This is a genomic window from Methanolacinia paynteri, from assembly GCF_000784355.1.
Taxonomy (GTDB): Archaea; Halobacteriota; Methanomicrobia; order Methanomicrobiales; family Methanomicrobiaceae; genus Methanolacinia; species Methanolacinia paynteri.
Window position 1 is genome coordinate 309,757 of record NZ_KN360928.1, and the last position, 12,776, is coordinate 322,532.

General features: G+C 49.2%; 10 protein-coding genes. 6 read left to right on the forward strand and 4 right to left on the reverse strand.

The genetic code is table 11. The features are described 5' to 3' along the window. The first annotated feature begins 48 nt into the window (after positions 1-48). Positions 49-1,494, forward strand: a complete 1,446-nt coding sequence (locus tag METPAY_RS04925) for a C45 family autoproteolytic acyltransferase/hydolase (RefSeq protein ID WP_052418674.1) — start codon at positions 49-51, stop codon at positions 1,492-1,494. Between the two features lie 66 nt (positions 1,495-1,560). Then, positions 1,561-2,349 (forward strand): hypothetical protein, encoded by a 789-nt coding sequence (locus tag METPAY_RS04930; RefSeq protein WP_157199000.1) that lies wholly within the window; start codon positions 1,561-1,563, stop codon positions 2,347-2,349. Between the two features lie 156 nt (positions 2,350-2,505). On the opposite strand, the gene METPAY_RS04935 is transcribed toward METPAY_RS04930, so the two are convergent. From METPAY_RS04935 to METPAY_RS14125, 4 genes are all read right to left on the reverse strand, one after another. Beyond that, positions 2,506-3,954, reverse strand: a complete 1,449-nt coding sequence (locus tag METPAY_RS04935) for a DHA2 family efflux MFS transporter permease subunit (RefSeq protein WP_048149679.1) — start codon at positions 3,952-3,954, stop codon at positions 2,506-2,508. A 131-nt stretch (positions 3,955-4,085) separates the two neighbouring features. Continuing rightward, positions 4,086-5,828, reverse strand: coding sequence for an ATP-binding protein (locus tag METPAY_RS04940; RefSeq protein WP_048150006.1), 1,743 nt, complete (start codon positions 5,826-5,828; stop codon positions 4,086-4,088). Positions 5,829-6,070: 242 nt separating this feature from the next. Beyond that, positions 6,071-6,265, reverse strand: coding sequence for a helix-turn-helix transcriptional regulator (locus METPAY_RS04945; RefSeq protein WP_048149682.1), 195 nt, complete (start codon positions 6,263-6,265; stop codon positions 6,071-6,073). Between the two features lie 23 nt (positions 6,266-6,288). Beyond that, entirely contained in the window at positions 6,289-6,855 is a 567-nt protein-coding gene (locus tag METPAY_RS14125; RefSeq protein WP_052418675.1) for a hypothetical protein, read from the reverse strand. A gap of 209 nt (positions 6,856-7,064) precedes the next feature. Between METPAY_RS14125 and METPAY_RS04955 the strand changes: the two genes are divergently transcribed. From METPAY_RS04955 to METPAY_RS04975, 4 genes are all read left to right on the forward strand, one after another. Continuing rightward, entirely contained in the window at positions 7,065-7,607 is a 543-nt protein-coding gene (locus METPAY_RS04955) for a KH domain-containing protein (protein WP_048149683.1), read from the forward strand. 130 nt (positions 7,608-7,737) lie between these two features. Continuing rightward, entirely contained in the window at positions 7,738-9,981 is a 2,244-nt protein-coding gene (locus METPAY_RS04960; protein ID WP_048149685.1) for an ATP-dependent DNA helicase, read from the forward strand. After that, positions 9,978-10,586, forward strand: a complete 609-nt coding sequence (gene cgi121, locus METPAY_RS04965) for a KEOPS complex subunit Cgi121 (RefSeq protein ID WP_048149688.1) — start codon at positions 9,978-9,980, stop codon at positions 10,584-10,586. Before METPAY_RS04960 ends, cgi121 begins: the two co-directional genes overlap by 4 nt. Before the next feature lie 832 nt (positions 10,587-11,418). Then, positions 11,419-12,732 carry an ORC1-type DNA replication protein gene (locus METPAY_RS04975; protein ID WP_048149692.1) on the forward strand — a complete coding sequence of 438 codons (1,314 nt, stop codon included), beginning with the start codon at positions 11,419-11,421 and terminating at the stop codon, positions 12,730-12,732. The last annotated feature ends 44 nt before the right edge of the window (positions 12,733-12,776 follow it).

Sequence of the window (12,776 nt, forward strand, 5' to 3'; positions counted from 1 at the left end):
AGGGGATATCTATTTATTTGCGGATGATAATTTCATTTTCTGGTGTTTATGAGCGGATTATCAGGCAGATCCGGAATTCACATTGCAGGATCATCTGCAATTGTTATTATTATTCTTCTGGCATTTCAGGTGGCTACCGTTGCCGCGGGTGAAGCGGGGGATATCCAAATATCGCCCGACGGGCTCGGATACAGGTTCGAGCAGGACGGCTGGACTTATCTTCATACCGAAGGGTCTCCGTACGAAAGAGGTTTCCAGCACGGCTACCTCATGGCGCCCGAGATCGAAGAGATCATGAGCAGTCTCCGTTACCTGACATATTATAATACGGGAATGGAGTTCGACTTCTTCGCAGAAAGTGCAGTTGAGATGTATCTCCCCACTATCGATGAGGAGTATATCCTGGAGATGCAGGGGATAGCTGACGGGGCGAACGCAGCGGGCACGAACGTTACGTTCCAGGACATACTCGGCTGGAACTCCTACAAGGAGACGGTCGGATACTGGTGGCCGATTGTTAAATCGGGCGTTTATGCCGGGATGGAGGACGAGATGGACGGGTGCAGTGCATTCATCGCAACCGGGTCGGCCACCGAAGACGGGGACATCGTAATCGCACATACCACATGGACCCCGTATGAGCGTGCGAGATTCTTCCATGTAATCTCCGACTTAAACCCTGATACCGGAAACTCCATCCTGATGCAGACCGCACCCGGGCTCATAGACAGTTCCACTGATTTCCTCGTAACCGGCGCCGGACTGATGATAACGGAGACTACGATCAGCGGCTTCAACAAATACGAGACAAATAAAACACCCTCTTTCATGAGGCTCAGGAAGGCCGCCCAGTACGCGGACGATCTCGATTCGTTCGTAACGATTATGAACACGAACAGGAGCGGCGGGTTTGCAAACAGCTGGCTGGTCGGCGACGCGAAGACCGGCGAGATAATGAGATTCGAACAGGGCCTCAAATTCTTCAACGTCTCGAAGACGACGGACGGGTACTTTGTAGGGGCGAATTTTGTCGAAGACTCAAGGATCAGAAATTTCGAATGCTCCGGGCTCGACCCGTCAGAGATCAGGGGCAGCGTAGGTTCGAGAATGGTCCGCTTTCCGGAGCTGATGGAGGAGTATGCAGGGGAGATCAATACTGAGAATGCAAAGACGATACTCTCGGATCATTACGACTTCTGGCAGGAGGAAGAAATACCGTCATCAAGAACGATCGAGGGCCACTATGAACTCGACCCCATCCCGGCATACAACCGCGAACCCTACAAGCCTTCAGGCTCCTACGACGGAAAAACGGCCAACAGCAGCATGGCGATGAATATGTCGTTTATCGCCCGGTGGGGTGCACCTTCGGGAATTGCCTTCGATGCGGATACCTACCTCGAAGAACACTCGCAGTTCGGCTACCTTGAAGGGTACCTGGACTCCTTCCCGGTTTATTCGTGGGATGTCTTTGAGGCCGGGGAGAAAATTTAAACCTTTTTGAAAAAAATTTCCAAGCCCGATCAAAAAAAATAATAATGTAAAGCAGGATTATTAAACATGAAACAAAATTCTGGAATTTTGGTATTCAGTGCTTTTTTGGTGATTCTGGCGGCAGCATTCGTGCTTTCGGCAGGATGCACCGGAACATCCGATGAAGGTGCACAGGAAACAGTGGTTCAGACAACGGAGCAGACGGTCGTCCCGACCGAAACTGCAACCGCAGAAGCAACACCTGAAGAAGCAAGTGAACTCTCCGGAACAGGCAGCGGACAGGTCAGCACGGACCTTGACGCAGGAGTCCACCTTCTCGTATTCAGGCAGAGCACTCCCGAATCAGGCCACATAGAGATTTCAACTGAAAAAGACTTCATCTCACTGCCCTTCGGCTTCAACGAATCCGTAACTGGCATGGCAATGGAGGGCGGCATGTACGTCTGGAGCCAGGAGTTCATGATCGACGACAATGCAACTACTGAATTCAATGTAACTGCTCCTTCAGACTGCTCATGGGAGATCGAGGTATCCTTCCCGCAGGCGATAAACGGAATCGTGCCCCAGACATTTACAGGAGCAGGCAACCAGGCAACTCCGTTCTTCCAGATCAACGCAGGAACGTACAATGTCTCGATTACAACCGGAAACAACACGTATGTCGCTGTTCACCTGATCGACTTCTTCGGAAACCCGCTCATGGAAGATGAGATCGAGTACCCGCTCGCTTACCACGAGGGTACATATGACGGCTCGGTAATTGTCGGAGTCTCAAACGACAACAACTATCTCTTCAATGTGGTCTGCGACGGGGAATGGACAGTCACAATCGAAGAGGCAGCGTCTGAACTTTAGGTACTAAATAAAACCCTTTTTTTGGTAAAGATCAACTTTCTCCGGCTTTGTCTTAAGTTACTTCATTATACCGGAGTGATCCCCTAATAAAACATAACCGGGTATTTCGAACTTATCAATCCGGCGAAAAAAATGCAGGACTAAAAAGGAAAATTATCAGAATCCTGCAACCGGCTCCCCGTCGGTGCTGTAGTCTGTCCGGATATCCTTCACTGCAAACATAAGCACAAGACCGAGAATCTCCACGACCATAAGGAAGAAGAATGCCACATCAAAGGCCCCGGCCATATCCTGCAGCGGAAGCGTATGTGCGGACACCTCCGCCATCTTCGGCCCGACGGCGGCGGTTACGACAAGCATGACAAGGGCGACACCGAGCGAAGACCCGAGGTTCGTCATCATCTTGATCAGTCCCGATGTCGAACCGCGTGACTCGGGCGGGGATATTCCCATTACCGCACTGTTGAGGGGAGCATAGGCAAAACCCGTTCCTGCCCCGAGGAGGAAGAGGTAGATCTCTGCGTGGCCGACGTTCGAATTGGCGCCCAGTGTCGATATCAGAAGCAGGGCAACTGCCGCGACAGCGATTCCGAGAATAATGGGCTTCTTCGTCCCGATGACATCCGAGATTCTTCCTGCAATCGGAGAAGTAAGGATCATCCCGATCGGGAGTGCAAGAAGGATCATTCCGGCATTGTCGGTCGGTATTCCCTTGACAAGTTCGAGATAGAAAGGCATCAGCAGCATTACACCGGCCATACAGAGCTGGACGATCATTATGTCTATGTTCTGGATTGAGAATGCCCGACTGGAAAAGAGCCTGAAATCGATCAGGGGCTCCGGTGCACGGCGCTCCCTGATATAGAACAATGCCCAGAAGATGATGGAAACTACGAGAGCCCCTGTTGCCGCTGTAGCCGTTGCCCCCTGTAGAGCGGTCAGGCCGAATACCAGTGTCCCGAGTGCTATGAAGACCAGGGCGGCTCCGGGAGCATCGAGCCGTGCACCGGGTGAAGCAGGGTCGAGACGTGGGAGGACATGCAGACCCAGGAGTATCGCAATTATTCCGACAGGCACGTTTACGTAGAATATGTACTGCCACGAGAGGACTGTAGTCAGGAATCCGCCGACAACAGGGCCGAGAGCAGCCCCGAGCATCGTGAACATGGCGACCAGACCCAGTGCCTGCCCGCGGAGAGAAGAAGCGAGATACGAAGTGACCATGACCGACCCGAGTGCAGCGATGACCGCACCGCCGATCGCCTGGAGCATTCTTGAGAAAATAAGGATATCGATCGCAGGCGCAAGGCCGCAAAGAGCCGATCCGCAGGTGAATATTACGAAACCGCCGATAAAGATCTTCCTGTATCCCCTGATGTCCCCGAGCCTGGAGGCGGCAAGCAGCAGGCTGACAAGTACGATCAGGTATGCGTTTAAGACCCACGACACGGTCACGGTCGACACATCGAAGGCCTTGGAGATAGTCGGGAGGGCGATATTCACTATCGTTGCATCAAGACCCGACATAAATGATCCCAGCGAAATAACGAGGACGATAAGGAGCTCTTTCGGCGACATCTTCTGCCGGGCAGGAGATTCAGACATAATAAATCTTTAAATGTCGTTCAGGTATTTTAATCATTCATAAATACAGGACGAATAGAAGAGAAAGCAACCCGGGGCCGGTAATAACGGGTTTTAAGACCGGGGCGATATTCATCGCACCCGAATCCCTTTCAACCCTGATCCGCTGAACCGGGGCGGCGTTTCCAGACTCCTTTCGGTATATGTATCTCAAAAGAGGCTCCTTCACCAAAAACACCGTTTTCAGATATTTCGATTCCCGTAACCGACAGGAGTTCCCGGGAGAAGGCAAGGCCGAACCCTGTGTTCCTGCCGTAGCCATACGAGAATATCTTCTCTTTTTCTTCGTCAGAAATCCCGATGCCGTCGTCTTTTATTCTTAATATCAGGCTCCCGTCTTCCTGCTCTTCGGTAGAGATGACAATCTCTGTTATCTTTTTCCCATGTCTTATGGCGTTCTCGATCAGGCTGTAAAAAACCTTTTCAACAAGTGGATCTGCATAGATAAGGACCGGATCGATCTTCAGCCGGATTTGAACATCACCCCGGACCAGACTCTCTGCGGCACCGGAGATCTGCTCCCCGAGATCCTTCCACATCGGCTTTTCCAATCCGATATCATGATAACTCCGTGAAAATTCGATCTGTTTCATGACACGGTCAGTGATCTCGATCGATTTTCCGAGATACAGCTTCTCCTCCGGATCTTTCAGTTTATCATCAAGAAGGAAGAGATAACCGGACAGTGCAGTAATGAGGTTGCTGATATCATGCCGGGTAAGCTGCGAGAGCAGAGACAATTTGTCGTTTGCAACCCGGAGAGCATTTTCCGATGCCTTCCGCTCAGTTATATCCCTGACAATAAGCACGGCTCCTGAAGGATTCCCGTCCCTGTCCCGGACAACCGATCCTGAAACACTTATGTATCTTGTCGTTTTACCGGGGAGGCCGATTTCAAAATCGGATATTTCGCCCTTCTTTGTAATCAGATCCTTTATTGCTCCGTAATTCCCGGGAGAAACCAGCGATTCCGCAGATATGCCTGCAGGAGAGCTTTTCAGCGAAGGGAATATATTTTCCGCAGATTCATTGGCAGCAACGATATTACCTCCTGAATCGACAAGGATCAGGCCGTCAGGCATTGTCTTCATAATTTCAGGAACCGCCGTCTCGGGGCTCAGCACGAACAGCCCGTAATGCCTCATCGCGTATACTATCAGGATTGAAAGGAAGACAAAGCCGATAAAGACGAGATTCGGAATATAGATCCGAAATATCGGCAGCACGATTCCCGAGAGCATTCCAAAAAATATGGTGATGATAATGCCTGCAAACAAAAGACTGTTCTGCGTGTGTTTTATCCCCGGTTCAGTATACCTCCATGAGATAAATCCTACAAGAAAAGCCCACAGCATTATGAAAGCAGTATATGATATTCCCACCAGGCAGAAGGGATTTTCATGCACAGGAAGATAGTAATAACCAATTTCAGGGCTGAATGCTGCGGTATAAAGGCAGCCTGTAAAAAGGCCGATGACAGAGATCAAAAGAGCGGTGAGATAGATGCATACTATAATTATTGTATTTCGCTTCTTATTGATACCCTGCAATTCTCCGGTAAATTCCAGGATGAAATGCGAACCTATTGCTATGGTTAAAGGCCAGAAAGAACTGAATCTAAGCCAGAATTCAACTCCTTCAAGACTTGACGCCTGCCATATGAAAAACTCGCCCGTAGCCCAGTAAGTCGCCAGTACCATCACTGCCAGAAAGAGACGGTGCACATTAGACGAGGGTTTCAGGGCATAAACAAAAAATCCGATACCGCAGGTAATGAATGCTGAAATAAGGCAGAATCCGGCATTGAACAAAATGTCTGGAATTATCGGGGGCATGAACATTACCTTGTATGCTTCTTCCCGGGGCCGCCCGGGAGGTCGCCTTATTTTATTATTCCGTTTATCAGACTTAACAGATACCTGAATGCTTCCGGTATCCTGTTCTTGATTTTATAGTTCCTTAAGCCTGTAATATTTAAATTGTTTTAATGAGGTAATGCTTCAGGTATTTCGCCTGCATCAGCTGTTATCGCTGAAAAAACCGCTTTCCATATGTTTTTGCATCTGTTTCGAATCTGCTAATCGTCAAAAACGAAAAGCTCCTCGATCGTCGTATCCAGTGTCTTTGCAACGTCATGGGCAAGTTTGAGGGAGGGATTGTACTTGCCCTTCTCAAGAAAGACAATCGTCTCTCTCCTTACGCCGACAGCCTCTGCAAGCTGCGCCTGGGTCATATCTTTCTTCGCCCGGAACTCCCGGATTCTTGTCTCCATCCGTTATTCCCCCGGTCTCCGGCTCAATATACGTCACCCTTCCCCGAGAAGTACCACTGGAATACAACAGTGCTGAGGGGCATGAGCATTATCAGGATCCCGAGAGCCGCACTGGCATCGATCTTTACGATATCAAGATATGAAAGCCAGAACATCACGATGACCGCAAGAAATGTCAGATACCATGAATACGATATCGCCCATGTTCCGATTTTCAGCGAACGTTCGTCCCTTATGTCCGAATCCGCAGATTTCCTCAAAGATGCAAAGCAGATTATGAACAGTATTATTCCACCGGTGATAAGGCCGGACCCGGTTGGTTCACCAGTGACGGAGTACGAAAATGCACTTAAAACAAATCCGGCGACGATCATTATCCCGCCGACAACAGCACCTGCATAGTTGTACTCCTTCTTTTTCCCTGTTTTTACAGCGGTAACAGCTATAAGAAGCAGCACTATCATCCCGCCCCATACGACCGCATCCGCCGACAGCCCGCCTGTACTCAGGTATATCACAACAAGTGCGATTATTACCGCCACAATCCCGAAAATGTTTGTAAGGACAATTTTTCTCTTTCGATCTTCCATTTGCTTCGCCTTTCAGTCTTCAGTGTATTGTTAGAAATTAGCAACACTTTGTTAGATCTATATAACATGTTAGAAGTATATAACAGTTTTCAGATGACTCCTGAACAGTGCATTATAGTACCCGGGAAAATGTGATCTCTCTCCGCCATCTTATATTATATGACGAATGAAAGACAATTATAGAGCAGCAAAACAGCGGTAATCTGAATATGGCAACACAGGAGATAAAAGTCACCCAGGCGAGAATCGCCGTAATAATCGGAAAAGGCGGGGCTACAAAACGGAAGATCGAGAAAGAGACACAGACTGAAATATCTGTCGACAGCGAGGATGGCCTTGTCACGATAGAGGGGGAGGACGCCCCGCTGGTCCTCAAGGCCGCGGATATAATAACGGCAATCAACAGGGGTTTTTCGCCGAAAAGATCTTTCTGCCTCCTTGAGGACGAGGATATGATGCTGGACATCATCGACCTTACGGCCGCCTGCAAAAACCCGAAGCAGATGGAGAGGGTCAGAGGGAGAATCATAGGAAAGGCAGGAAAGGCCCGCGAACAGATCGAGGATATGACCGGTGCAGAAATATCGGTGCTCGGCAAGACAGTTGCGATCATAGGCGGAATCGAACAGGTGAAGACGGCAAGGCATGCAATCGAGATGCTGATAGACGGTATGCCACATGAAAGTGTCTTTACCTACCTCGATAAGAAAAAGAAGGAAGCAAAAGCAAACATCTTCGATTATTATTACTGATATGCGGAATCAAAATCATGGCACTATTTCCAGTGGAAAAAATTCCCTTTTCCCTTTGTAAATTTGATATAATAAACCTGAAAGACACTTTTCCACTGGAAGAGAAGGGGTCCGTCGGAGGGGCGGCCCAATGAAACTGGAAGAGCTGGGCCTCCCTGAAAAACTTGTCTCCTCCTGCCTGAAGAGAGGCATCTCCGAGCTGTACCCTCCCCAGGCGGACTGTGTCGAAAAAGGGCTTTTGGAGGGGAAGAATCTCCTGATATCCATACCGACGGCGAGCGGAAAGACGCTTGTTGCAGAGATGGCGATGCACCGCCATGTCGCAAATCGCGGGAAGTGCCTCTACGTCGTTCCGCTGAAGGCTTTGGCATCCGAAAAATTCGAGGAATTTTCGGGAAAGGGGCCGAGGACAGGCATTGCAACGGGCGACTACGACAAAAAGGACGAATACCTCGGCAGAAACGATATTATCATAGCCACCTCGGAGAAGGTCGACTCCCTCCTCAGGAACAACGCCGCGTGGTTGGGCTCCATAACCTGCCTTGTCGTAGACGAGGCCCACCTGATCGACTCCGAGGATCGCGGGGCCACCCTCGAGATGGTGATAACCAAACTCAGGCACAGGAATAAAGATCTCCAGATTATCGGCCTCACGGCGACGATTGGAAATCCGAGGGCTCTCGCATCATGGCTAGACGCCGATCTCGTCACCTCCGACTGGAGGCCCGTCGAACTTAAAGAGGGGGTCTTCTGCAGGGATACCCTCTACTTCGGCGAAGAGATAAAGACGATAGAGACACCAAAGAAGAACGACGACGAGAACCTCTGCATAGACTGCGTCAATGACGGGGGCCAGTGCCTGGTATTCGTCAACTCCAGGAGAAATGCGGAAGGGTGTGCAAAGAGGATGGCGTCCGCCCTGAAACTTGACGAGCCCGAACTCGAAAAACTTTCAGTGGAGCTTGAAAAAGCCGCCGAGACCGACATGGGCAGGATTCTTGCTGCCTGCGTCAAAAAAGGTGCGGCATTCCATCATGCCGGGATGAAGAGAGACCAGAGGGAGATTGTAGAGAGAGGTTTCAGGCAGGGTTCGATCAGGGTTATCTCATCGACCCCCACGCTTGCCGCCGGCCTCAACCTTCCGGCAAGGCGTGTCGTCATCAGGGACTACCTGAGGTTTAAAGGCGGAGAAGGAATGGCACCCATACCCGTAAGGGAGTACAGGCAGATGGCCGGACGTGCCGGAAGGCCGCATCTCGATCCGTACGGGGAGGCGGTCCTTATCGCAAAGGGCCCAGAGTCTGCAAACGGCCTGTATGAAGAGTTCATCAGCGCACCGGCCGAGGACGTGACGTCGAGACTCGACGACGAAAGGGTCCTGACAGGGCAGATCCTCTCCCTGATATCGACGGGCTTCGTGAAGACCGAAGAAGAGCTGCCAGAATTCTTAAACGAGACCTTCTACGTCCACATGAATAAAAGCACCGCGTATATCGGCCGGATAGTCGGTGAGGCGGTCGCATTCCTCGAAGAGGCCGGGATGATTACAAGGACCGGCGAGTATCTCTCGTCAACGGACTATGGGAATCTCGTATCACGCCTTTACATAACCCCGCAGACCGCGGAGATCATCACCGGTGCGCTGAGGGAGAGGAGCGGAAGAGAGACCGGGGCCGCACCGAAGGAGTTCAGCGAACTCGGCTTCCTGCAGGTGCTCTGCACGACGCCGGATATGTATACCCTCTATATTAAAAAGAGCGACATGGACGTTCTCGAGAGATTCTACTTCGAAAACGAGGCCGAACTCTGGAGAGAGATCTCCTTCGATTCGATGGAGGAGGGTTTCAGGGCCTTAAAGACGGCGATGCTTGTAAACGACTGGATATCCGAAGCTGGCGAGGACCTGATATGCAGCAGGTACGGGATCGGACCCGGGGATATATACAATACGATCGAGGGCATGAACTGGCTTCTCCATGCATCGTCCAGGCTGTCTTCGATGATGATCCCCGAGTTCGGTGATCCGGTCCGGGAAACCGCGATACGGGTTCAGCACGGAGTAAAGAGAGAACTCCTGCCGCTTATAAGACTGAAAGGCATCGGGCGTGTACGTGCGAGAAGGCTCTTCAACAACAATATCCTGGCACCGGAAGATCTTGAAAAGGCTGGATTCGATCGTGTCGCCGCCATTGTAGGCAAAAAGATCGCACAGCAGATCATGAAGCAGGCTGCAGGTGAAGGGAGTGCAGATGCAAAGAGGAGAACCCGTCCGGAAAATGAATACATATCTGACAAAGAAGACGAGGTTCCGGTGAACGGAAGAGACGATCCGAGCCGGCCGTCTCTTTTCAGCTTTGGAGGCGGACCCGAATGAGCATTGACTACAGGATTTGCCGGGGAAATTTTGAGATCGCCGATGAAAGATCTTTTCTTGCAGAGATCAGGAAAATTGCCGGGTCTTCATCGGCTTATATTATTTTTTTCGACAGGAACTCAATCGCAGGGTGCGATCATATAAGGGCGGCAGTTTCACTTGCTGAAAGGTCCTTCTTTGAATACAAAACGCCGATATCGAATTCTTTCGAGATGGAAGTCCTCCTGTACGCGTTCGGGACAAGGCAGACAGGCTTTGCCTCGGGATTCGGGATTCATAAAGGAATGAACGAATCCGTGATCGTGATATGCAGGAAAAATGATTCGATCTCAGGAGAAGACAGGGAGAAAAAAAAAGAGTCTTTCGATCAGGTTTTCAGGAGGGTGGTATCCGGGATCTCTTCTCTTGAAGGATGCACAGGAAAAGAGATTCATCTCCTCGGAGAAGAAGACTGCAGGAATATTGCAGAAGAAAGGTCCGGTGATAAGATCTCCAGGCTTGCCGAAATTTTTTCCATAACACCCAGGGAACTTGAGGTCTGTGGAGGAGAAAGGATAGAAGAGATTGTCATTGAAAGATGTGCTCTTCTTGATGTGAACAGATAGCTAAATTGCAGTTTTAACCCCATTTTTTTGGCAATTGAAGATATTTTTCCTTTACAAATTAATTATCCGGGCCGATGAATTCCCGGTGAATCGGGAAGAGAGTTCCTATGGCAACCTTTTCTAAAACAATTAGGATATTCCTTTTTTTCGCTTTTCTTTCCCTATATATTGATATTTTGTTTTCTGAGGAACATGTTGAAATGTCTTAGACCCCCACCCCTTTATTTCCACTGGAGATTGTATGATTGTGCATAGTGTAGAAAATTTGCAAGTTTGAAAAATTCCACGTTTTAATGAAGTTTGAAAAAAAGCCATCATGATCTAAGTAAGTAATAATATAAAAAAGAAGCTATTTGTATTTTTTAATAATAAAATATATAATACTTAATAAAAATAAAAAAGAGACTGACTTCCAAAATTTCCCTGAACCTGCCGAAGATGTGGAATTTCTGATTTTTATTAATTTGAGGGAAGATTTTTTCAAAAGGGAAAATCGCCAAAAATCCATATTTCTCAAATGCCGCTCATCATGTACAAAAATTTTCCAATGGAAACAAAGGGGTCCGGGTATCTGGTAAATAATATTTCAGTTGTTTACAATAAAACTTCAGAATCATTCAGTTCGTATCCCGTAAGCAAAGGGATTATTAAACAGTAGAAGTCAATTGTATATTCGTCACAGTGATCGAGTGGAAGAGCAGCTGTTTACACTGCACCAACTGATAACTGAATAAATTCAAAACAGGCTTCATTTTGTTTTGGGCACAGGACGGGGCCTGCATAAATAACTGTAAATAATCATGTTACTCTTGAGGGGAGGGTTTGTCAATAGATGGAAAATGAATCGGCTCAGGTTTCTTCAGATAAACCGGTCCGGCGTCTTGCCGGCGGTCTTTTTGATAAATATCTAAATAATAAGGGAATTTTTAAGAACAGGGAAGTATTGAGGCACTCACACAGGCCTCATACATTGCCGCACAGGAAAGATCAGATCGACTCAATCGCATCCATACTTGCACCGGCAATAAGAAACGAAACCCCCTCCAACATTCTTATTTACGGAAAAACGGGAACCGGGAAGACAGCTTCCGTGAAATATGTCGGTTCCGAGCTCGAAAGCGCATGCAGGGAGATGGGAAAGGCATGCAACGTCATTCACCTGAACTGCGAACTTATCGACACACAGTACAGGGTTCTCGCCCAGATTGCCAATGAGCTTGAAAATATCGATAACAAGCCCAGCGACAAACCGAGGACAAGCATCCCGATGACCGGGTGGCCGACCGACCAGGTGTATACCGAACTCCGAAATCTTGTCGAAGCGATGGGCGGAGTCAATGTTATCGTCCTCGACGAGATCGATAAACTGGTAAAAAAGAGCGGAGACGAGACCCTCTATAACCTCACCAGGTTCAATTCGGAACTTAAGAACGCGAAGATCAGCATGATCGGCATATCCAATGACCTGAGGTTCACTAACTTTCTTGATCCGCGTGTTCTTTCATCGCTTTCCGAAGAAGAACTTGTCTTTCCGCCTTATAACGCACCGCAGCTGTGCGATATCCTTCAGCAGAGGGCAGATGTGGCTTTCATGGAGAATGTCCTGGATGACGGAGTCATTCCGCTTTGCGCCGCTCTTGCGGCACAGGAGCACGGGGATGCGAGAAGGGCTCTGGATCTCCTCAGGATCTCGGGTGAGCTCGCCGAACGCGAGAACTCGCAGAAGGTCTCGGAGACGAATGTAAAGATGGCCCAGCAGAAGATCGAGACAGACAGCATGATTGTATGCATCTCGTCCCTTCCGACTCAGAGCAAGGCCGTCCTGTATTCGATGCTCCTCCTTGTGGACCTCAACAAACAGCTTTTTACGACCGGGGAAGTCGCTCAGGTGTACAGGGACGTCGCACACGTAATCGATCTCGACGTTCTTACCCACAGGAGAATAGCGGACCTGATCTCGGAGCTTACCATGCTCGGCGTCATCAACTCCCGCGTAGTCTCGAGGGGCCGGTACGGAAGGACCAAAGAGATGTGGTTTTCCACCGGAACCGCCGGCATAAAGGAGACGATCTTCAAGGACGACAGGTTCACCGAGGAGGATCTTGCTAAGATGGATCTCAGCCGGTACAGGGCACTCTTAAGATAAATGAAACCAAGACATTCCTATATCAGTTAACCGGCGGCATTAAT